General features: G+C 64.8%; 19 protein-coding genes. 16 read left to right on the top strand and 3 right to left on the bottom strand.

Features of this window, described 5'->3' with window-relative positions; genetic code table 11:
- Positions 1-116 precede the first annotated feature (116 nt).
- The 10 genes from ACNHGR_RS22960 to ACNHGR_RS22915 all read left to right on the top strand — a co-directional run bounded on the left by ACNHGR_RS22960 (position 117) and on the right by ACNHGR_RS22915 (position 11,191).
- A complete protein-coding gene (locus ACNHGR_RS22960) occupies positions 117-1,043 on the top strand; it encodes a 2-hydroxyacid dehydrogenase (RefSeq protein WP_475289205.1) in 927 nt (308 codons plus the stop codon).
- A 238-nt stretch (positions 1,044-1,281) separates the two neighbouring features.
- Positions 1,282-1,950 carry a haloacid dehalogenase type II gene (locus ACNHGR_RS22955; protein ID WP_184274288.1) on the top strand — a complete coding sequence of 223 codons (669 nt, stop codon included), beginning with the start codon at positions 1,282-1,284 and terminating at the stop codon, positions 1,948-1,950.
- A 5-nt stretch (positions 1,951-1,955) separates the two neighbouring features.
- On the top strand, positions 1,956-3,239 hold the full coding sequence (locus tag ACNHGR_RS22950) for an NAD(P)/FAD-dependent oxidoreductase (RefSeq protein ID WP_475289203.1): 1,284 nt from the start codon (positions 1,956-1,958) through the stop codon (positions 3,237-3,239).
- A complete protein-coding gene (locus ACNHGR_RS22945) occupies positions 3,239-4,780 on the top strand; it encodes an ABC transporter substrate-binding protein (protein ID WP_475289201.1) in 1,542 nt (513 codons plus the stop codon). Before ACNHGR_RS22950 ends, ACNHGR_RS22945 begins: the two co-directional genes overlap by 1 nt.
- Entirely contained in the window at positions 4,780-5,760 is a 981-nt protein-coding gene (locus ACNHGR_RS22940; RefSeq protein WP_221417184.1) for an ABC transporter permease, read from the top strand. The genes ACNHGR_RS22945 and ACNHGR_RS22940 overlap by 1 nt, the downstream gene beginning before the upstream one ends.
- Positions 5,757-6,584: an ABC transporter permease gene (locus tag ACNHGR_RS22935; protein ID WP_475289199.1), complete on the top strand. Its 828-nt coding sequence runs from the start codon at positions 5,757-5,759 to the stop codon at positions 6,582-6,584. The genes ACNHGR_RS22940 and ACNHGR_RS22935 overlap by 4 nt, the downstream gene beginning before the upstream one ends.
- Positions 6,581-8,389 (top strand): ABC transporter ATP-binding protein, encoded by a 1,809-nt coding sequence (locus ACNHGR_RS22930; RefSeq protein WP_475289197.1) that lies wholly within the window; start codon positions 6,581-6,583, stop codon positions 8,387-8,389. The genes ACNHGR_RS22935 and ACNHGR_RS22930 overlap by 4 nt, the downstream gene beginning before the upstream one ends.
- Positions 8,386-8,691, top strand: coding sequence for a (2Fe-2S)-binding protein (locus ACNHGR_RS22925; protein ID WP_221417183.1), 306 nt, complete (start codon positions 8,386-8,388; stop codon positions 8,689-8,691). Before ACNHGR_RS22930 ends, ACNHGR_RS22925 begins: the two co-directional genes overlap by 4 nt.
- A complete protein-coding gene (locus tag ACNHGR_RS22920) occupies positions 8,673-10,058 on the top strand; it encodes an FAD/NAD(P)-dependent oxidoreductase (RefSeq protein WP_475289194.1) in 1,386 nt (461 codons plus the stop codon). Before ACNHGR_RS22925 ends, ACNHGR_RS22920 begins: the two co-directional genes overlap by 19 nt.
- Complete coding sequence (locus ACNHGR_RS22915) at positions 10,055-11,191, top strand: NAD(P)/FAD-dependent oxidoreductase (RefSeq protein ID WP_475289193.1); 1,137 nt, start codon at positions 10,055-10,057, stop codon at positions 11,189-11,191. The genes ACNHGR_RS22920 and ACNHGR_RS22915 overlap by 4 nt, the downstream gene beginning before the upstream one ends.
- A 38-nt stretch (positions 11,192-11,229) precedes the next feature.
- Here ACNHGR_RS22915 and ACNHGR_RS22910 read toward each other — a convergent pair whose 3' ends face one another.
- Positions 11,230-12,702 (bottom strand): aldehyde dehydrogenase family protein, encoded by a 1,473-nt coding sequence (locus ACNHGR_RS22910; protein WP_475289191.1) that lies wholly within the window; start codon positions 12,700-12,702, stop codon positions 11,230-11,232.
- A gap of 205 nt (positions 12,703-12,907) precedes the next feature.
- Between ACNHGR_RS22910 and ACNHGR_RS22905 the strand changes: the two genes are divergently transcribed.
- The 6 genes from ACNHGR_RS22905 (at position 12,908) to ACNHGR_RS22880 (ending at position 19,833) form a co-directional block, all read left to right on the top strand.
- Entirely contained in the window at positions 12,908-13,765 is an 858-nt protein-coding gene (locus ACNHGR_RS22905; protein WP_475289189.1) for a GNAT family N-acetyltransferase, read from the top strand.
- On the top strand, positions 13,762-15,225 hold the full coding sequence (locus ACNHGR_RS22900; protein WP_475289187.1) for an NAD-dependent succinate-semialdehyde dehydrogenase: 1,464 nt from the start codon (positions 13,762-13,764) through the stop codon (positions 15,223-15,225). Before ACNHGR_RS22905 ends, ACNHGR_RS22900 begins: the two co-directional genes overlap by 4 nt.
- Positions 15,226-15,329: 104 nt before the next feature.
- Entirely contained in the window at positions 15,330-16,400 is a 1,071-nt protein-coding gene (locus ACNHGR_RS22895; protein ID WP_475289185.1) for a tartrate dehydrogenase, read from the top strand.
- Positions 16,401-16,660: 260 nt separating this feature from the next.
- On the top strand, positions 16,661-18,064 hold the full coding sequence (locus ACNHGR_RS22890; RefSeq protein WP_475289184.1) for an aminotransferase class III-fold pyridoxal phosphate-dependent enzyme: 1,404 nt from the start codon (positions 16,661-16,663) through the stop codon (positions 18,062-18,064).
- 20 nt (positions 18,065-18,084) lie between these two features.
- Complete coding sequence (locus tag ACNHGR_RS22885) at positions 18,085-18,579, top strand: Lrp/AsnC family transcriptional regulator (protein WP_066855158.1); 495 nt, start codon at positions 18,085-18,087, stop codon at positions 18,577-18,579.
- Positions 18,580-18,684: 105 nt separating this feature from the next.
- Entirely contained in the window at positions 18,685-19,833 is a 1,149-nt protein-coding gene (locus ACNHGR_RS22880; RefSeq protein ID WP_475289181.1) for a M20 aminoacylase family protein, read from the top strand.
- An 87-nt stretch (positions 19,834-19,920) separates the two neighbouring features.
- Here the strand turns inward: ACNHGR_RS22880 and ACNHGR_RS22875 are convergent, their stop codons facing one another.
- Both ACNHGR_RS22875 and ACNHGR_RS22870 read right to left on the bottom strand, forming a co-directional pair.
- Entirely contained in the window at positions 19,921-20,895 is a 975-nt protein-coding gene (locus ACNHGR_RS22875) for a copper resistance protein B (RefSeq protein WP_184274263.1), read from the bottom strand.
- A complete protein-coding gene (locus ACNHGR_RS22870; protein WP_475289180.1) occupies positions 20,892-22,631 on the bottom strand; it encodes a copper resistance system multicopper oxidase in 1,740 nt (579 codons plus the stop codon). Before ACNHGR_RS22870 ends, ACNHGR_RS22875 begins: the two co-directional genes overlap by 4 nt.
- Positions 22,632-22,633: the final 2 nt, after the last annotated feature.

Here is a 22,633-nt window from a genome sequence, read left to right as displayed (position 1 = left end):
GCTGTGCCAGCTGACTTCAAAATGCTCTAGCCCGACCGGCCGCCGCTGTCCCTCCCTCCAAGACAAGGGGACAGCGGCGGTTTCTTTTTGCCTGATGATGCCGGAAGGTTGCGCCCATGGCTTTGCTCTACACATCCGATCCGACACGCGGCCGCATCTGGCGCGAGATTTTTGCCGTCGAAGCGCCGGACGTCGCCTTTGTCGATCCGTCCCAGACTTATGATCCGGCCGCGATCCGCTATCTCGCCGCCTGGACACCGTCGGCCGAGTTGATTGCCAGCCTGCCAAATCTGGAAATCCTCTTTTCGATCGGCGCGGGGATCGATCAATTCGATATGTCTGCCCTGCCGCCACATGTCCGGGTCGTACGCATGATCGAGCCGGGCATCGCAGCCGGCATGGTCGAATATGCGACGATGGCGGTGCTGGCGCTGCACCGGAACCTGATCGACTATCGCGAAGCGCAGAAAGAGGCGCGCTGGGCACCGATCAAGCTGAAGCCTGCGGGCGAACGGCGGATCGGCATGATGGGTCTGGGCAATCTGGGGCAGGCGGTGTTGCAGGCGCTCAAACTCTTCGGCTTTCCCCTGTCGGGATGGAGCCGGTCGGGCGCCGCGATCGAGGGCGTCACCTGCCATGCCGGGCAAGCGGCGCTGCCGGCTTTCCTCAGCCAATGCGACATCCTGATCTGCCTGTTGCCGCTGACCGACGAGACGCACGGCATCTTGTGCCGGGACAACCTGTCGCAACTGCCCAAAGGCGCGGCCCTCATCAATGTCGGCCGGGGCCCGCATCTGGTGGAGCATGATCTGCTGTCTCTGCTCGACGAACAGCATCTGTCGGGTGCCGTTCTGGACGTAACCGACCCCGAACCGCTGCCCGCCGATCATCCTTTCTGGGTGCATCCGCGCATCATGATTACGCCGCATATCGCCAGCATGACCCGCCCGGATGGCGCTGCGCGCGCGTTGATCGCCAATATCCGCCGCTTTTGCGCGGGTCAGCCGATGGAGGGCGAAGTCGCACGCGACAAGGGCTATTGATTACGCGACATTCCATGCCGTGCGTCTGTGCCGGGCAGGGCCTTTCGGCTATGATCCGCCCCGGATCGAGCGCACGAAAGCGACGCGGCAAATGATGCCGAATGCCATAGCATAAAAGGCCGAAATCTGCCCCCCGACCCGAACCAATCGGGTGCATGTTCCGGCCACGCCATGTCGTAATGCTCATCGTCAAACGGCTTTCGAGCCACCGTTAGAACCCGCAAAGGACGCTCCGCCGATGCCCAATTTCCGGCCCAAATATATCAGCTTCGACTGCTATGGCACGCTGACCCGTTTCCGCATGACCGAAATGGCGACCGCCTTCATGGCCGACCGGATCGCGGCGGAGAATCTGCCCGCCTTCTGCAAGGACTGGAGCGCCTATCGGTTCGATCAGGTGATGGGCGATTGGGAACCCTATCAGGAAATCATCCGCAACTCGCTGCGCCGCACCTGCCAGAAATGGGGCGTTACCTATAATGAGGCGGATGCCGATGCGGTCTATGCCGCCGTGCCGACCTGGGGCCCGCATGACGATGTCGCCGGTGGCCTGTCCAAGATCGGCGACAAGATCCCGCTCGTCATCCTGTCCAACGCGATGAACGACCAGATCCATCATAATGTCGGCCAGTTGGGCGCACCGTTCCACGCCGTCTACACCGCACAGATGGCACAGGCCTACAAGCCGCGCATGCAGGCGTTCGAATATATGTTCGACCAGCTGGGCGCAAAGCCCGAAGAGATGATGCACGTCTCCTCCAGCTTCCGCTACGACCAGAATACGGCGACCGACCTGCATTTCGGCTGCCGCGTGTTCGTGGGTCGCGGTCATGAGCCGTCCAACCCCTTCTATCGCGACGTCGAAATCCCGCATATCGGCTGTTTGCCGGCGGTCGTCGGCCTGTAAGCGGCATGGACGCATCTCCCCTCTCCTACTGGCTGGCCAGCGCGCCGTCCTTTACGGGCGGGGCCAAGGGCGGCGTCGAGGGATCGGTTGACGTCGCCATCATCGGCGGCGGTTTTACCGGCCTGTCGGCGGCGCTGGCGCTGGCCCGGCGCGGCGCCAGTGTCGTGCTGCTGGAGAAGGGGCGCGTCGTCGGCGAGGCTTCGGGTCGCAACGGGGGCCAGTGCAACAACGGCACGGCTCATGATTATGGCGCGCTGTCCGCCCGGTTCGGCAAGGATATCGCCAAAGCCTATTATCGCGCCCATTGCGACGCTGTCGATACGGTCGAGCGACTGGCGCGCGAGGAAGGCATTGATTGCAGCTTCAACCGCTGCGGCCGGATGAAGCTGGCGGCCAAGCCCGCCCATTATGACAAGCTGGTCCGCGCGCACGACCTGCTGGCGGCGGAGGTGGACGAGAATGTCCGTCTGGTGCCGCCGGAGCGCATAAGCGAGGAAGTGGGATCGGACGCCTTTCACGGCGCCCTTATCCAGACGACCAGCGCGCAGGTCCATCCGGGACGGTTCGGCGTGGGCCTGGCCGAGGCAGCGGCGCGGGCCGGGGCGCAGATCTACGAAAATGCCGATGTCACGGATTTTCAACGGGTGCCGCAGGGATGGCGCGTGACCTCCTCACGCGGGACGGTGACGGCAAAGCAGCTGCTGGTCGCGACCGGCGGCGCACCGGCGACTGGCCCCTTCGGCTTCTTCCGCCGCCGCATCGTGTCGGTCGGCAGCTTCATCATCGCCACCGAGCCGCTGGACGACGCGCTGATCGAGCAGTTGCTGCCGGCGCGGCGCAATTATGTGACCAGCAAGAATATCGGCAATTATTTCCGGCTGGCGCCCGACAATCGCCTGATCTTCGGCGGGCGGGCGCGCTTCGCCATCAGCGACCCGCGATCGGACGTGAAGAGCGGTCACATATTGGTGCAGACCATGGGTGAGATTTTCCCGGCGCTGAAGGGCGTGGGCGTCGACCATGTATGGGGCGGGATGGTGGACCTGACCGCCGACCGTCTGCCGCGCGCGGGCGAGCAGGACGGGCTTTATTATTCCATGGGCTATAGCGGCCATGGCGTGCAGATGGCGACCCATATGGGTCAGCAGATGGCACGGGTGATGAGCGGCGAGCCGGCCGCCAACCCCTGGGATGGCCTCGACTGGCCCAGCGTGCCCGGCCATTTCGGCAAGCCCTGGTTCCTGCCGCTCGTCGGCCTGTGGTACAAATGGCAGGATGTGATCCATTGATGGACGATATGCCGCTCTTTTCCCGGCGCGCCCTTGTGGGCGCGGGGCTTGGCCTGGGCGCCGGGCTGATCCTGCCCGATGGCGCGCTGGCGGCCGCCAAGCCGCGCATCGGTGGGCGCATCCGCGTCGCCAGCCTGTCCAGTTCCACCGCCGATACGCTCGATCCGGCCAAGGGCGCGCTGTCGACCGACTATGTGCGCCATTATATGTTCTATAGCGGCCTCACGGAAATGGACCGCCACCTGATCCCCCGCCCCGCGCTGGCCGAACGGATCGAGAGCAGCGACCAGAAAGTCTGGCATGTCCGCCTGCGCAAGGGCGTGACCTTTCATGACGGTGCGAGCCTGACCGCACAGGACGTCGTCTGGTCGCTGCTGCGGCATAAAGACCCGGCGACGGGATCGAAGATGGCGCCGATCGCCGAGCAGTTCGCGCAGGTGAAAGCCGCAGGCAACCGTGACGTCGTCATCACCCTGGTCGGCCCCAATGCCGACTTGCCCGCCATATTGGCGCAGTCCCATTTCCTGATCCTGCGGGCGGGGACAAAGGATTTTCGTAGCGCCAACGGCACCGGCCCCTATCGCTGCGCGCAGTTCAGCCCCGGCGTGCGGACGCTGGCGCGACGCAACCCGAATTTCTGGAAGCCGGGCAAACCCTATCTGGACGAGATCGAACTGATCGGCATCCCGGACGAGGTCAGTCGCGTCAATGCGCTGTTGTCGGGCGACGTCCATCTGGTGATCGCGGTCAATCCGCGGTCCACCAAGCGGATCATGGCGTCGAGGGGCCATGCGCTGCTGGAAACCCAGTCAGGCCTCTACACCAACCTCATCATGCAGCAGCGGCAATTGCCGACCGGCAATCCGCATTTCGTTGCGGCTATGAAATATCTGATTGACCGGCCGCTGATAAAGCGCGCGCTCTATCGCGGTTATGCGACGATCGCCAACGACCAGCCGCTCCCGCCCTTCCATCCCTATTATCGCGCCGACCTGCCGCAGCGCAGCCTCGATCTGGACAAGGCGAAATGGCATCTGCAGCGCGCCGGCCTGACCGGCGTGCGCCTGCCCGTCTATGCCTCCCCGGCGGCGGACGGGTCGGTCGACATGGCGTCGATCCTTCAGGAATATGGATCGCGCGTGGGGTTGAAGCTGGCGGTCAACCGGGTGCCATCCGACGGTTACTGGTCGACCCACTGGATGAAACATCCGCTCGGGTTCGGCAACACCAACCCGCGTCCGACCGCCGACCTGCTGTTCAGCCTGTTCTACAAGTCGGATGCCGCCTGGAATGAGAGCGGATGGAAGAATCCCCGTTTCGACAAGCTGTTGCTGGAAGCACGGGGCGAGGCCGATCAGGCACGGCGCAAGCAGCTTTATGGCGAGATGCAGGGTCTGGTCCGCGACCATTGCGGCGTCGGCATCCCGGTCTTCATCAGTTTGATCGACGGCTATGACCGGCGGCTGAAGGGCATGTATCCCGTGTCGCTGGGCGGCCTGATGGGCTATCAATTTTCCGAACATGTGTGGTGGGAAGGCTGATGGCGGGTGGCTCGTCCCAAAGCGGCATGAAGGCCGCGCTGACGCTGATCGGCAAGCGGTTCGCATCCTCGCTGCTGACCCTGTTGCTGGTATCGGTGACGATCTTCATCATCGCGCAGTTGCTGCCCGGCGACGCCGCGCAGGAAGCGCTGGGCCAGAGCGCCACGCCGCAGCAGGTCGCCGCGCTGCGTCATGAAATGGGCCTCGATCGCCCGGCCTATGTCCGTTACGCCAGCTGGCTGACCGGCATGGTGAGCGGCGATCCGGGCCAGTCGCTGGTCGCCAACATGCCGGTGTCGGAAGTGATTTCCGACCGCCTGCCCAACAGCCTGCTGCTGGCCGCCCTCACTGCCCTGGTCGCGGTGCCGGTGGCGCTGGCGATCGGCATCGGGTCCGCGATGAACCGGGGCGGGCGGCTGGACCGGGCGCTCAATGTTGCGACCCTCTCCATGGTCGCGGTGCCGGAATTTCTGGTCGCGACCATCGCAGTGCTGATCTTCTCCGTGAAGCTGCGGTGGTTGCCCTCCATCGCATTGGTGTCGGACGAGATGGGCTGGAGTGATTATCTGCGCGGGGTCGCCATGCCGATCCTCACGCTGAGCGTCATCGTGATCGCGCAAATGGCGCGCATGACCCGCGCGGCCGTGATCGACCAGATGGACCGCCCCTATGTCGAAATGGCCGTGCTGAAAGGCGTCGCGCCGGTGCAGGTCGTGCTGAAGCACATCATGCCCAATGCGATCGCGCCGATCGTCAATGCCATGGCGCTCAGCCTCTCCTACCTGCTGGGCGGCGCGGTGATCGTGGAGACGATCTTCAACTATCCCGGACTCGCCAGCCTGATGGTCAATGCCGTCACCAGCCGCGACATGCCGCTGCTTCAGGCCTGCGCCATGATCTTCTGCGCGGCCTACCTCCTCCTGATGCTGATTGCGGACGTCACCGCGATCCTCGCCAACCCCAGGCTGCGCGCACAATGATCGCTAATGTTCTTTCGCAAGCCAAGACGCTTCCTTTGTCCGGCAAGGTCGGGCTGACGCTGGTGCTCTTCTGGCTGGCCGTCGCCCTCTTCGGGCCGATGCTGGCGCCCTATCCGGTCGGCGCTTTCGTCGCCTATGACGTGTTCGACGGCCAGTCTGCCGCGCACTGGCTGGGCAGCGACTATCTGGGCCGCGATGTGCTGAGCCGATTGTTGTCGGGCGCACGCTATACGGTGGGGCTGGCCGCCGCCGCCGCGATGCTGGCGAGCGCAACCGGCACGGCACTGGCGCTGACCGCAGCTGTTGGCGGCCCGAAGGTGGACGAGCCGCTCTCGCGCTTCATGGACATGCTGATTTCCATCCCGTCCAAGATTTTCTCGCTGGTGCTGGTCGCCGCCTTCGGCTCCTCGCTGCCGCTGTTGCTGCTGATCGCGGCAATCACCTATGTACCCGGCAATTATCGTATCGCCCGCGCTCTGGCCGTGAATCTGGCCCAGATGGATTATGTGCAGGTCGCCCGCGCGCGCGGCGAAGGCCGTTTCCATATCGCCATCGCCGAAGTCCTGCCCAACATGATCCACCCGCTGCTCGCCGATTTCGGCCTGCGCTTCGTGTTCATCGTGCTGCTGCTGTCGGGCCTGTCCTTCCTGGGCCTTGGCGTGCAGCCGCCCGACGCCGATCTGGGATCGCTGGTGCGCGAGAATATTTCGGGTCTGGGCGAAGGCGCATTGGCCATCATCGCGCCCGCCGTCGCCATCGCCACACTGACCGTGGGCGTAAACCTGTTGATCGACGGATTGCCGGGCCGGGGGAAACGCGCATGACCGACCCCATCCATGTCGAGGTGAAGGATCTGCTGGTCACCGCCCGCAATGCGAAGGGCGAGACATTTCCGATCGTCAGCGGCATCGACTTTGCGCTGAAGCGTGGCGAGGTGCTGGCGCTGATCGGCGAGAGCGGATCGGGCAAGACGACGATCGCGCTGACGCTGCTGGGCCATGCCCGGCCCGGCGCGACGATCGCGGGCGGCTCCATTCGCGTCGGCAATGCAGAGATCACGACGCTGGATCGGCCTGCGCTGGCGCAACTGCGCGGCAACCGCATTGCTTATATCGCGCAGAGCGCAGCGTCCGCCTTCAACCCGTCGCGCACGATCATGGATCAGGTGATCGAGCCGGCGATGATCCATGGCCTGATGCCCCGCGCCACGGCGGAGGCCAAGGCGGTCGATCTGTTCCGTGCACTCGCCCTGCCCTTCCCCGACACGATCGGGTCGCGATACCCGCATCAACTGTCTGGCGGACAGTTGCAACGGCTGATGGCGGCGATGGCGCTCATCACCGATCCGGAACTGGTCATATTGGACGAGCCGACGACCGCGCTGGACGTCACCACCCAGATCGAAGTGCTGCGCGCGTTCAAGGCGGTGGTGCTGGAGCGCGGCGCGACCGCCATTTATGTGTCGCACGACTTGGCCGTGGTGGCGCAGATGGCGGACCAGATCGTCGTCCTCAATCAAGGACGCGTCAAGGAGGCCGGCGCGGCGGCGCAAATCCTGCATCGCCCGGCGGACGACTATACGAAGACGCTGATGGCCGCCGCCCGACCCGCGATCCGCCCGACGCCGGCCAAGGCCGACATTCCCGCCGCGCCGTTGCTGGAAATTCGTGGCATGACGGCGGGCTATGGCAAGATCGGCAAGGATGGCCGGCCGCGCATACCGGTCCTGCGCGACATCAGCCTGACGATCGAGCGCGGCGCGACGCTGGGTGTGATCGGGGAAAGCGGTTCGGGCAAGTCCACCATCGCCCGCGTCATCGCCGGTCTGCTGCCCCCGGCAAGCGGACAGGTGTTGCTGGACGGCGAACCGCTGCCGCCGGGATTGCAGGGGCGCAGCCGCGAACAGTTCCGCCGTATCCAGCTGGTGTTCCAGAATGCCGACACGGCGCTCAATCCCGCGCATAGCGTAGGGCAGATATTGCAGCGTCCGCTCGCCTTCTACCATGGGTTGAAGGGCAATGCTGCGCGGATGCGCGTAGCGGAACTGCTGGATCTCATCCGCTTGCCAGTCGCCCTGATCGACCGGCCGATCGGTGGGCTTTCGGGCGGGCAGAAACAGCGCATCAACCTGGCCCGCGCGCTGGCCGCCGACCCGCAGTTGATATTGTGCGACGAGGTGACGTCGGCGCTGGATACGGTGGTGGGTGCGGCGATCCTGGACCTGATGGCGGAACTGCGCCGGGAACTGGGCATCGCGACCATGTTCATCAGCCATGATATTTCCACCGTGCGCGCCATTTGCGACGATATATTGGTGCTCTATGCAGGCACCATGGTCGAAACCGGGCCGCGCGCGGCGTTCCAGACCGCGCCCTTCCATCCCTATACCGACCTGCTGATCGGATCGGTGCCGGAAATGCGCGCCGGCTGGCTGGAGGAAAGCCATGCCGGCATGGCGCCCCCGCCGATCGGCGCGATGGGCGAGCATGTCGACCTGTGCCGGTTCCTGCCACGCTGCGCCGCGCGGGTGGACGGCCTGTGCAACATCACCCCGCCGCCCCGGCATCCGCTGGACAAAGGTAGCCGCATATTGTGCCATCGTGGAGATGAAAGCTTGATCGCATCATGAGCCGGTTCGTCCGTCTGGGCGAAACCGATCGCCCGCCCGTTGCCCTGCATGTCGATGGCGCGCCCATAGAGGCACTGGAGGGCGACACGCTGATGGTCGCGCTGCTGAGCGCGGGCGATCGCCTGCGCCAGAGTGAGTTCGGGCCGGAAAAGCGCGCCGGATTCTGCCTGATGGGTGCGTGCCAGGATTGCTGGGTGTGGACGGAGAGCGGCGATCGGCTGCGCGCCTGTTCCACATTGGCGGCATCGGGCCAGCGCATCCTGACCAGCCAGCCGGAGGCATCATGGCCGAACCACGCGTAATCCCAAGGGTCGTGATCGTCGGCGCCGGGCCTTCTGGCACGCGCGCGGCGGAAGCCTGCGTCGCGGCCGGCATCCGCCCGATCGTCATCGACGAAGGGCGGCGCGACGGCGGGCAGATTTATCGCCGCCAGCCCGACAATTTCACCCGCTCCTATGCAAAGCTCTATGGCACCGAAGCCGGGCGCGCGCAGGCGCTGCACGAAACATTCGACGGGCTGAAGAGCGCGATCGACTATCGGCCCGAAACTCTGGTGTGGAATATCGCCGCCGGGCAGGTGTGGACAGCGAACGGCACTGTGCAGGAGGCACTCCCGTTCGACGCGCTGCTGCTTTGCACCGGGGCAACCGATCGGCTAATGCCGGTCAAGGGCTGGAACTATGCCGGCGCCTATAGTCTCGGCGGATCGCAGGTAGCGTTGAAGAGCCAAGCCGTGTCGATCGGGCACAGGGTCGTGTTCATGGGATCGGGGCCGTTGCTCTATCTGGTCGCCAGCCAATATGTCGAGGCCGGCGCGGATGTCGCGGCGGTGCTGGACACGTCGCCCTTCTCCGCACGGCTGAAAGCTCTGCCGGACCTGCTGGCGATGCCGTCGGTGCTGTGGAACGGCGTGGCGCTGACCCGGACGCTCAAGCGCGCGGGCGTCACCGTGCAGCATGGCGTGACCCCGGTGGAGATCATCGGCGACGTGGAAAGCGGCGTTAGTGGGGTGCGGTTCCGCACCGCCTCTGGCGTGGAAGAGACGATCGCCTGCGACGCCGTGGCGATGGGCTATCATCTGCGTCCCGAGACGCAACTGGCCGATCTGGCGCGCTGCGCCTTCGCCTTCGATCCCCTCACCCGGCAATGGCTGCCGGAGCGCGACGGCGACGGTCGGGCGAGCGTGGCAGGCGTCTATCTGGCCGGCGATGGCGCAAAGATTTTGGGCGCGCGATCGGCCGAAGCAAGCGGGCGACTGGCCGCGCTGGCGGCGCTGGCCGATCTCGGCCTGCCGGTCGACAAAGGCGAGATGACCAGCCTGCGCGGCGATGTCGCCAACTACGCCAAATTCGCGCGCGGTTTGAGCAAGGCCTTCCCATGGCCATCGGAACAGGCGGAAAAGCTGCCCGACGACGCAATCCTGTGCCGCTGCGAAGGCGTAACCGCGGGCGACCTGCGCGCTGTCATGCGCGAAACGGGCGCGAAGGAGGCGAACCGGGCCAAGGCATTCAGCCGCGTCGGCATGGGCCGGTGTCAGGGCCGCTATTGCGGGCTGGCCGCCGCCGAACTGATCGCCGCCGAAGCCGGCGTGCCGGTCGAACAGGTCGGCCGCCTGCGCGGGCAGGCGCCGGTCAAGCCGCTGACCATCGCGATCGGAGAAGAGCAATGAGCGGCGCAAGCGACGTCATCATCGTGGGTGGCGGGCTGATGGGGTCGTCGGCCGCGCTGTTCCTGCGCGGGCATGGGTTGTCCGTCACGCTGCTGGAAACCGACCTGATCGGGCGGCAGGCGAGTGGCACCAATTTCGGCAATGTCCGGCGGCAGGGGCGCGGCTTCCATCAACTGCCGCTGGCCAATCGCGCCATCGCCATCTGGCGCAAGTCGCGCGAATTGCTGGGCGCGGACGTGGAATATCTCCAGTCCGGCCATATCCGCGTCTGCTATCGCGAGCGGCCCGAACTGGTCGGCGCGATGGAGGATTATGCGGACAAGGCACGGCTGGAGGGGCTGGACCTCGAATTGCTGAGCGGCAATGCGCTGCGCGACAAATTCCCCTTCTTCGGTCCCGATGTGCTGGCCGGTTCCTATTCGCCGACCGACGGCCATGCCAATCCGCGCCTCGCCGCCCCCGCCTTCGCCCGCGCGGCGCAGAAGCTGGGCGCGGTCGTGCATGAAAATACCAAGATTATCGACGCGCAGAAGTTGGGCGAGGATTTCATCGTCACGGCGGCCGACGGGCGGACCTTCCGCGCGCCGATCCTGCTGGTCACGGCCGGCGCCTGGGGCAATGCCCTGTCCAGCCAGTTTGGCGAGCCGGTGCCGATCGTGCCGCGCGGCCCCAACATGAGCGTGACCGAACCAGTGCCCTATGCGATTCCCCCTGCCGTCGGCGTGATGACGCCGCTGGAGGAGGAGACGGTCTATTTCCGACAGGTGGCGCGCGGCAATATCGTGCTGGGCGGCAGCACGCGTGGCCCGTCCTTCCCCGACCAGTATCGTGCCTATGTCGAGCCGCAGAATACGCTGAGCCAGTTGAAGCAGATTCGCCGGCTCGCGCCGCAACTGGGCAAGCTCAACATCATCCGTGTCTGGTCCGGCATCGAGGGCTATATGCCCGACAGCCAGCCGGTGATGGGGCCGAGCGCGACGACCAGCGGGCTTTATTATGCCTTTGGATTTTCCGGCTCCGGTTTTCAGATCGGACCGGGCGTGGGCGAGACGATGGCAGAGATCATCGCCAAGGGCGCGACTGACATTCCGATGGAACCATATAAAATCGGACGATTTGCAAAGCAGGACTGACATGGAAAGGGCGGCTCTTTCGAGCCGCCCTTTTCCGATCAGAATTCGATCAAAGCGACCTTGGTCTTGAGGTTCGCCATATAGGCTTCGCGGCCCAGATCCTTGCCGATGCCTGACTGTTTGTACCCCCCGGTGGGTAGGATGAAGTCGTTGCTGCGGCCGTAGCGGTTGACCCAGACGGTGCCCGCTTCCAAGGCGCGGGTAGCGCGCAGGGCGAGCGCAACATCGCCGGTGTGGACGCCGGCGGCCAGACCATAGTCGCTGTCATTGGCGAGCGCATAAGCCTCCTCTTCATCGGAAAAGGTCTGAACGGTGAGGACCGGGCCGAAGATTTCGCCCTGCACGACCTCGCTCTTCTGATCGACATTGGCGAGCAGGGTGGGCGCGAAATAGCTGCCCTCCTGCGGGGCGGTGGCACGGCCGCCGCCGGCCAGCACTTCCGCGCCATCGGCAATGGCGCGCGCGACGATACCGCCCATGCGGTCAAGCTGGCCATCCGAGATGATCGGTCCCAGCGTCGTGTCATCCGACCAGGTCGGGCCGGCCCTGTGCGCGGCGAAGGCGGCGGTGATGCGGTCGATCACCTGATCCGCCACCTTGTCCTGCACCAGCAGGCGTGATCCGGCGACGCAGACCTGACCGGCGTTCAGGGTGATGGCGCGCGCGACAATGGCCGATGCCTTGTCCAGGCCAGCGTCGGCGAAGATGATCTGCGGGCTCTTGCCGCCCAGTTCCAGCGTCACCGGCTTGGGGCCGGTTTCCGCGCAGGCGGCCATGATCGCGGCGCCGGTGCGGGTCGAGCCGGTGAAGGTGACCTTCGCTACTTCGGGACGGCGCACCAGCGGATCGCCGACGCTGCGCCCGTCGCCCTGCACGATGTTGAAGATACCTGCCGGCAGACCCGCCTCGATCGCCAGTTCGGCCAGGCGCACGATGCTGAAGGGTGTCATTTCCGACGGCTTGAGGACGATGCTGTTGCCCGCCGCGATCGCCGGTGCGATCTTCCACCCGGCCATCACCAGCGGCAGGTTCCACGGCGCGACCGCCGCGACCACGCCATAGGGTTCGGTGATGGTGAGGCCCAGCTTGTCCGGCGTGGTGGCGGCCACTTCGCCGCCGACCTTGTCCGCCCATTCGGCGAAAAAACGGATCGTCTCGGCGGTATAGCTCAAATCCCAGGCGTTGATTTCCTTGAGCATACGGGTCGAGCCCAGCGCCTCCAGCGGGGCAAGGGTCGCGGCGTCCGCCTCGATCAGGTCGGCCCAGCGGCGCATCACCTTCATCCGGGCGCGCGGGTCGCTTTGCGCCCAGCCACTGGTCTTGTAGGCGCGCTGCGCGCTTTCGACCGCTTCGGCCAGCTGGTTCGCGTCGACGCTGTCCAGTTCTGCCTGCATCCGACCGTCGGACGGGCGCCGCACGGTGATCGCCGGCCCGCGACCCGCGACCCGGCGCCCACCGATGAAATTATTGGCATGGGGCAGGCTGATCTGATCGGGGTTGAAACCGGTCACGGCATAATCTCCTTCATACGGACATCCCGGCAAAATAGGCGTGCGCGACGGCATTTGTTGCAGTTGCACAGGAAAATGTGCGCGATAATCTTCCAAAAACAGGGCGAAGGCAGCAGCCAATGCTTGACGCGGCCTCCTAATGTCCGGCCACTGATTCCAAGTATAAGGCAGGCGGGCGTCCCTTCCCCGCCAAGGAGCAAGACGCATGGCGACAGGCATTGAGGCGATGGTGGACCTGCGACGGATGACGGTCGACGATCTGGCCGCCGCCCATCTACTATCAAGCGAACAGAAATGGCCCCACCGGATCGAGGATTGGGAGATGCTGTTCGGCCTGGGCTTCGGCTATGTCGTGGAACGCGACGGTGACGTGATCGGCACGGCGATGGCGTGGCTCTATGGTGATAATGCCGCGACTCTGGGCATGGTCATCGTGTCGCCCAAGGCGCAGGGCATGGGGCTTGGCCGTCGGCTGATGGAGGCGGTGCTGAACGATCTGGGTGACCGGACCGTCTTGCTCAACGCCACCGACGAGGGCGCGCCGCTCTATCGCAAGCTGGGGTTCGAGCCGATCGGGCCGGTGTTCCAGCATCAGGGCGCGGCCTTTGCCGTGCCGATGGCCGAACTGATCCCCGATGAACGGGTGCGGCCGCTGGGCGCGAAGGACATGCCGACGCTGCATGGTCTGGCCCGCCGCGCCACCGGCATGGACCGCGACGCGTTGCTCGATGCACTGGTGCCCGGCGCGCAGGGCGTGGTGCTGACCCGCTGCAACGAACCGGTGGGCTTTGCCCTGTTCCGCCGGTTCGGCCGGGGCTATGTCGTCGGGCCGACGGTCGCGCCGGATACGGGCGGCGCGAAGGCGCTGATTTCGCACTGGCTGGGGTCGAACAGCGGAATGTTCTGTCGTCTCGACATACCCGAGGAAAGCGGGCTGGGCGGCTGGCTCGACGAACTGGGCCTGCCCTGCGTCGGGCGGGTGATGCGCATGGTGCGCGGACAGGAACCCGCCAGCGATGCCTCGGTTACCACATTCTCTCTTACCACGCAGGCGCTCGGATGACCCTTACCCTCAGCAACCCCGCCCTCTTCATCGAACGCGCCTTCATCGGCGGCTCATGGGTCAGCGCAACGTCCGGCGCGAGCGTGCCGGTGGACAATCCCGCGACCGGCGCGATCATCGGCACCGTACCCGACTGCGGCGAAACCGACACGCTGGCCGCGATTGCGGCGGCCGAAGCCGCCTTCCCCGCCTGGAAGGCGCGGACGGCGGCGGACCGCGCCGCCGTGCTGGAACGTTGGCATGCGCTGGTGCTGGACAATGTCGCCGACCTCGGCCGGATCATGACCGCCGAACAGGGCAAGCCGATCGCGGAAGCCGAAGGCGAGATTCGCTACGCCGCCAGCTTCATCAAATGGTTTGCCGAGGAAGCCCGCCGGGTCGATGGCGGGATCATCCCCGCGCCGGAGGCCAATCGCCGCATATTGGTGATGAAGGAACCGGTCGGCGTGTCGGCGGCGATCACGCCGTGGAATTTCCCGGCGGCGATGATCACCCGCAAATGCGCACCTGCTTTGGCGGCAGGATGTCCGGTCGTGGTGAAGCCGTCCGACCTGACCCCCTTTACCGCGCTGGCGCTGGCCAAGCTGGCGGAAGAGGCCGGATTCCCGGCAGGCGTGTTCAACATCGTTACCGGCATGCCGACGGCGATCGGCGGCGCGCTGACCGCGAGTCCGGTGGTGCGCAAACTGTCCTTCACCGGATCGACCCGCGTCGGGGCGCTGCTGATGCGGCAATGCGCCGACACCATCAAACGGGTGAGTTTCGAGCTGGGCGGCAATGCGCCGCTGATCGTGTTCGACGATGCCGATGTCGATGTTGCCGTTGCCAGCGCAATGGTCAGCAAGTTCCGCAACGCCGGCCAGACCTGCGTCTGCGCCAACCGCATCCTGGTGCAGGATGGCGTCTACGACCAGTTTGCCGAGAAGCTGGCCAAGGCCGTGAGCGCGCTGAAGGTGGCGCCGGGCGATTTGCCGGGCAGCACCATCGGCCCGCTCATCAACGCCGCTGCCGCCGACAAGGTGAAGGCCCATGTCGAAGATGCGCTGGCCCATGGCGCGACCCTGTTCGCCCAGGCACCCAATGACGCGACCGGCGATCGGTTCGCGACCCCGGTGGTGCTGACCGGCGCGACGCGGGACATGCGGCTGGCCGAGGAAGAGACGTTCGGCCCGGTCGCGCCGCTGTTCCGCTTCACCCATGAGGACGAAGGGATCGAGCTGGCCAATGCGACCAGCTATGGTCTGGCCGCCTATTTCTACACCGAGAATCTACACCGTGCCTTCCGCGTGGCGGAACGGCTGGAGGCAGGCATGGTCGCGCTCAACAGCGGGGCGATCGCGATGGAGGTCGCGCCGTTCGGCGGGGTCAAGATGTCGGGCCTGGGCCGCGAAGGCGCGCATGCCGGGATCGAGGAATATCTGGAAACCAAGGCGTTCCATATTGCCGGGCTGAAGCTCTAGAGCCCGCCCCGCTTTTCCGTTCGCCCTGAGCCTGTCGAAGGGCCGTACTTCACTTCAAGAAAGAACAGGGCTTCGACAGGCTCAGCCCGAACGGGAGGTTTTTTATGGCCCGCAATTACGCCATCTCCGTCATTCCCGGCGACGGGATCGGCAAGGAAGTCATGCCCGAAGGCATTCGCGTGCTGGAGCGGGCGGCGAGCCTTTATGGCTTCACCATCGAGCAGAAGTGGCAGGATTTCGCCTGCTGCGACTATTATGCCAAGCATGGCCAGATGATGCCCGACGACTGGAAGGCGCAGATCGGCAATCCCGATGCGATCTTCTTTGGCGCGGTCGGCTGGCCCGACACGGTGCCCGACCATATTTCGCTCTGGGGTTCGCTGCTCCAGTTCCGGCGCGAATATGACCAGTATGTCAATCTGCGCCCTGTTCGGCTGATGCCGGGCGTGCCCTGTCCGCTGGCCGGACGCGAGCCGGGCGACATCGACTTCTGGGTGGTGCGCGAAAATACCGAGGGCGAATATAGCTCGGTCGGTGGCAAGATGTTCCCCGGCACGCCGCGCGAAGTCGTCATTCAGGAAACGGTGATGACCCGCCATGGCACCGATCGGGTGCTGCGCTACGCCTTCGAGCTGGCGGCGACGCGCGACCGCAAGCACGTCACGTCGGCGACCAAGTCCAACGGCATCGCCATCACGATGCCCTGGTGGGACGAGCGGGTGGAGGAGATGGCGAAAAACTATCCGACCGTCACCCATGACAAATATCATATCGACATTCTGACGGCGCAGTTCGTGCTGAACCCCGACCGGTTCGATGTGGTGGTCGCATCCAACCTGTTCGGCGATATCCTGTCCGACCTTGGCCCGGCCTGTACCGGCACGATCGGCGTTGCGCCGTCGGGCAATATCAATCCGGACCGCACCGCGCCCTCGCTGTTCGAGCCGGTCCATGGCTCCGCCCCCGATATTGCGGGCTTGGGGGTAGCCAATCCGGTCGGGCAAATCTGGTCGGCGGCGATGATGCTGGAGCATCTGGGCGAGGCCGATGCCGCCGCCGCGATCATGCGGGCGGTGGAAACGGTGCTGGCGGAACCGGGCCTGCGCACCGGCGACCTCAAGGGCAAGGCCAATACCGAACAGTGCGGCAAGGCAATCGCCGACGCGCTGGCGTGAAATAGGAAATCCTGCGCTTAACTTCGCACATTTCCCGCTAGTTCAGACATTTTATTGCGCTGGGCTGATCCTATCGCAAAGCGTGTCGAAGGGCCGTTCCGTTGGGGCGGCCCTTTTGCTCATCTATCAAAAAAGCGCCTTGTAGGACAGCGGCAGATTATGCCGCCCAGCTTCGCGATTATGTGATGAGAGGATTGCCGATCGCCGCATATCGGCCTTTCGCTCTGCCGCATGCAGCTAGGCTGACCCCAAGACCCACAATGGCGAGCCTGCTGATGACGCTGCAATCCAACCGGTCCTTGCTGGACATCGACCGCGACCACCTGATCCACCCCGTCACATCCTTTCGCGGGCATGAAGCGCATGGCGCGCTGCTGCTGGAAAGCGGCAAGGGCATGTGGCTGAAGGATATGGACGGCAAGGAACTGCTGGACGCCTTTGCCGGCCTATGGTGCGTCAACGTCGGCTATGGCCAGGACAGCATTGCCGAGGTCGCGGCCGAACAGATGCGCCGCCTGCCCTATGCCACAGGCTATTTCCATTTCGGCAGCGAGCCGGCAGTGAAGTTGGCGCAGCGACTGGTAGACCTTAGCCCCGAGGGCCTCGACCATGTCTATTTCACGCTGGGCGGGTCGGACGCGGTGGACAGCGCGATCCGATACATCACCCATTATTACAACGCGATCGGCAAGCCCGAGAAGAAGCAGTGCATCGCGTTGGAACGCGGCTATCATGGGTCGAGCACGACCGGCGCCGGCCTGACCGCGCTGGCCAATTTCCATCGCGGTTTCGACCTGCCGCTGCGCTGGCAGCATCATATCCCGTCGCCCTACCCCTATCGCAGCGATCTTGAAGGCGACGATGCGGCGATCATCGCACGGTCGGTGCAGGAATTGAAGGACAAGGTGGCGGAACTGGGCGCGGACAAGGTCGCTGCCTTCTTCTGCGAACCGATCCAGGGGTCGGGTGGCGTGATCGTGCCGCCGGTCGGCTGGCTGAAGGCGATGCGGGAGACGTGCACCGAACTGGACATCCTGTTCGTGACCGATGAAGTCATCACCGGTTTCGGCCGCACCGGGCCGATGTTCGCCTGCGAAGCGGAGGATGTGTCGCCGGACCTGATGACGCTCGCCAAGGGGCTGACCGCCGGTTATGTGCCGATGGGCGCGGTGCTGATGTCGGACAAGGTCTATCAGGGCATCGCCAATGGCGCGGCGCCGGACGTGGCAATCGGCCATGGCGCCACCTATTCGGGCCATCCCGTCAGCGCGGCGGTGGGGCTGGAGGTGCTGCGCCTCTATACCGAGGGCGGCATTTTGGCGAACGGGCAGAACGTCGCCGCGCGGTTCGACGCTGGTATGGCGGGCCTGATGGATCATCCGATGGTGGGTGACACGCGCGGCCGGGGCCTGCTGGGCGCGATCGAACTGGTGAGCGACAAGGGCAGCAAGGCGCGGTTCGATCCGTCGCTGAAACTGGCCGACCGGCTGTTCGCCAAAGCCTATGACAATGGGGTCATCTTCCGCGCCTTTGCCGACAATATCATCGGCCTCGCCCCGGCGCTGTGCGCGTCAGACGGGGAGATGGACGAGATATTCGCGCGCATCGCCAAGACGCTGGACGATCTGCTCGAAGAAGCCGATATTCGCGCGGCGGTGAAGTAAGAAGACGGGGAGCAAGGCAGATGTTGGGCGGACCCAGACTGGACAGGATCGACCTCAAGATCCTGACGCAACTTCAGCAATCAGGCCGCATCACCAATGTCGAGCTGGCCGACGCGGTCGGCCTGTCCCCCAGCCCCTGCCTGACCCGCGTCAAACGGCTGGAAAAGGCGGGGTATATCACCGGCTATGGTGCACATATCAACCTGCACAAGCTGGGCGAATATCTGACCGTCTTTACCGAAGTGACGCTGACCGAGCATCGCGCCGGCGACTTTTCCCGGTTCGAGACGCGCATCCGCAAGCTGGACGAAATCGTCGAATGCCATCTGGTCAGCGGCGGTTACGATTATCTGCTGAAATTCGTGACACGTGGCGTGGCCCATTATCAGTCGATCATTGAGGGCATGCTGGAGAGCGACTACGGCATCGAGAAATATTTCAGCTATGTCGTGATCAAATCGCCCTTCATCAAACATCATTACCCGATCCAGCATCTGTTCGGGGAACAGAGATAGTTTTTTGTTGAGAACCGCACCGGCCTTCAAACGAGTCACGAGCCTCGTTTGAAGGCCGGTGCGGCAAAATGTGCGTTTCAGCACATTTTCAGATAAGGCTCCCGCATGACCGACATTGCCGACCTGATCGAACCGCTCGTCGCGTTCCGCCGCGACATTCATGCCCATCCTGAACTCGGTTTTTGCGAGCATCGCACCGCAGGACGGATCGCCGAGCAACTGCGCGCGCTGGGGCTGGAGGTGCATGAAGGGATCGGCAAGACCGGCGTGGTGGGCGTGTTGCGCAATGGGACGTCTTCACGCAGCATTGGCCTCCGCGCCGACATGGATGCGCTGCCGATCCATGAGCAGACCAACTTGCCCTATGCCAGCACGACGCCCGGCACTTTCCATGGTTGCGGCCATGACGGGCATGTCGCGATGCTGCTGGGTGCTGCGCAGCATCTGACGCGCAGCCGCAATTTCGACGGCACGATCAACTTCTTCTTCCAGCCGGCCGAGGAAGGCCAAGGCGGCGCGCGCGAGATGGTGAAGGAAGGGCTGTTCGAGCGCTTCCCCTGCGACCGGGTTTTCGGGCTGCACAATTGGCCCGACCTGCCCGCCGGCACGATCGCGACGCGGCCCGGCCCGATCATGGGCGCGGCCGACAAGTTCGAGATCCGGCTGGAGGGGCGCGGCGGTCATGCGGCGATCCCGCAGGATACGCCCGACGCCATTCTTGCTGCAGCAGCATTGGTGCAGCAATTGCAGGGCATCGTGTCGCGCCGGATCGCCCCGACATCATCGGCCGTGCTGTCCATCACGCAGATTCATGGCGGGCATACGCATAATGTGATCCCGGAACTGGTGACGATTGCGGGAACGGTGCGCACCTTCGATCCCAAGGTGCAGGACCGGATCGAGCAATCCATCCGCGAGATTGCGGCGGGCGTGGCAATGGCCAGCGAGTTGACCGCGACGGTCGATTATACCCGTTACTATCCCGCGACGATCAACGATGCGGAGGCGGCGCAGGAAGCGCTGGCCGCCGCTGCAACCGTGGGCGAGGCGCAACTGGCGCCCGATCCCGCCTTTACGTCCGAAGATTTCGCCTTCATGCTGCAAGCGTGCAAGGGGGCCTATATATGGCTGGGGCAGGCGAAGCCCGAAGGATCAGTGCCGCTGCACAATCCGCATTATGATTTCAACGACGATGTGCTGGCGCTGGGCATCAAGCTGCATGTCGCGCTGGCGGAGCGGCATCTGGCGGTTTGAAACGCCGTCATTGCGAGCGCAACTAAGCAATCCATATACGGCCCAGATGGATTGCTTCGCTACGCTCGCAATGACGATCCGCTCAATTCAGAACCAGAAGCGGATGCCCATCACAATGCTGGGCACCGACGCCTTCTCCCCGGCGGCGCGGGCATAGCGGGCGGTGTCGCCGAAACTGCGTTCCCAGTTGACGCCAATGTAAGGCGCAAATTCGCGGGCAAATTCGTAGCGCAGGCGCAGGCCCAGTTCGATATTGGACAGGCCGGAGCCGATGCCCAGTTCCGGCACATCCTGCGCGGCGATATTCACTTCGGCGGCGGGTTGCAGGACGAGGCGCTGGGTGATGCGCTGGTCATAGCTGCCTTCTGCACGGAAATGGACGTCGCCCTTGTTCGACAGGAAAGCCTGCGCCTCCACCTCGAACCAATAGGGGGCGAGTCCTTCTATGCCGACCGTCGCATAGGTGCGCTGGGGCTGGGGGCGGAAATCCTGGCGGACGCCGCCGACGATGTTCCACCAGGGGTCGATGGCCCGGCTGTAGAGCGCCTGGAGTTCGGCGCTTTCGAGGGCGCCGCCGACATCCCCCTCCCCTTCCGACTTGATCGCGAGGCGATTGATGTCGCCGCCGATCCAGCCTTCGCCTTCCCAATGATAGCCATCGCCACCCTTTTGCGCGCGATATTCGAGCCGGTCGATCATGAGTTGCGAGAAGGTCATGCCGCCGCTTTCCTTGAGCATGGCGGTGCGGGCGCGGGCCATGACGGCGGGATCGTAAAAGGCCTCGGCGGCATGGTCGGTCGGGGCCGGGGGCGCGACGCCCTTTGGCACGCTGTCGTCCGACGCGGGCATGGCGTGACCGGCATGGGGATTGGCGGGCTGGTCCGGCGCGGGGGCATCGTCCGGCTGTGCCGGCTGCTCCTGCGCCGGCGGCATCTGGTGCGCGCTGTGGTCCATCTGGCCATGGTTCATGGTGCTGTGATCCATCTGCGGATCGGTCTGGGCCAGCACCGGCATGGCGGTGCCGGCGAGCAGCAGCACGGCGGTGGCAAGCAGGCGATTCATGCTGCGTCCTCCCCATGACGCACCGTGACGACGCGCATCATCCCCGTGTGCATGTGCATCAGCATGTGACAGTGGAAGGCCCAGTCGCCCAGCGCATCGGCCGTCAGGTCGAAGCTGATCTTGCCGCCGGGCAGGACGTTCACCGTATGCTTGCGCGGGTTGTGGGTCGGATCGTCGCCGGTCAGCAACTGGAAGAAATGGCCGTGGATATGGATGGGGTGCGGCATCATTGTATCGTTGATGAGCGTGACGCGCACCCGTTCCATATGGCGGAAGGCGATCGGTTCCGCCCCGTCCGACAGCTTCACCCCGTCGAAGGACCACATATATCGCTCCATGTTCGCCGTCAGGTGGATGTCGAGCGAACGGGTCGGCGTGCGGATATCCTCGTTCGGTTCCAGCGCGCGCAGATCGGCATAGGTGAGGACGCGATGGTCGACATCCTCCAGCCCCGTCGGCCGGTCGGCGGTGCGATCGGCCGGCATGGAGGAAAGGGTCGCGACCCCCGGCCCCATCGGCACATCCGGCGCGACCGAGGGGTCGAGCATCTTCATGCTGTGGCCGGACATGCTTTCGTTCGCCGGCTGGCTGAGGTCGATCACCCCGCCCTGCCCCATGTCCATGCCGGACATGTCCATCCCCATATCCTTCATGGTGAGCAGCGGGCGCTGGCGCAGGTCGGGGATGGGCGCGACCATGCCGATCTGCGGCGCGAGCGTCGCGCGGACCTGGCCCGAACGGTCGATCGCTTCGGCGATCAGGCCATAGGGCTTCGCGTCGGTCGGCTGGACGATGACGTCATAGGTTTCGGCGATGCCGATCTGGAACTCGTCGGTTTCGACCGGCTGGACATGCTGGCCGTCGCACTGGACCACGGTCATCGGCAGGCCGGGCAGGCGGACGTTGAAATTGGTCATGGCCGAGGCATTGACGATGCGCAGGCGGACACGCTCGCCCGGCGTAAAAAGTCCGGTCCAGTTTTCCGGCGTACCATGGCCGTTGATGAGGAAGCTGTAGGTGGAACCGGTGACATCGGAAATGTCGGTCGGGTCCATGCGCATCGCGCCCCAGTCCAGCCGGTCCTTGAGCGGTTGATCCTTGCCCGCGAGCAGGCCGGCGAGCGTCTGGCGCTGAAAATTATGATAGCCGCCCATCTGCTTGAGGCGCTTCAGCAGTATATGGGGATGAACCGGCGACCAGTCGGCCAGCACGATCACATGTTCGCGGTCGGACTGGACCGGATCGGGGCCGGCGGGATCGATGACGATCGGGCCATAATGGCCCATCGCTTCCTGCATGCCCGAATGGCTGTGATACCAATAGGTGCCCGACTGGCGGATCGGGAAATCATAGGTGAAGGTTTCGCCGGGCCGGATGCCGGGGAAGCTGACGCCCGGCACACCATCCATCTGGAAGGGGACGATCAGGCCGTGCCAGTGGATCGACGTGTCTTCCTTCAGATTGTTGGTGACGGCGAGCTGGACCCGCTGCCCTTCCTTCAGGCGGATGAGCGGCGCGGGGACGGTGCCGTTGATGGTGATGGCATGAGCGGAACGGCCACCGGTGCCGAAATGGCTGTCACCTACGGTGAGCGCGATGCGATCACCCGACAGGACGCCCGGTGCAGGACGGAGGCCAGCGGTGCCGCTGCGCGCCCAGGCGGGGAAGGCCCCGGCCAGCGTCAGCGCGGCGGCGCCTTTGAACAGGGTGCGGCGATCAAGGGACAGGTCGGTCATGC

It is taken from the genome of Sphingobium sp. RS1, from assembly GCF_056156825.1.
The sequence above is the reverse complement of the archived record's forward strand: the minus strand, read 5'-3'. Positions and strand labels throughout refer to the sequence as shown.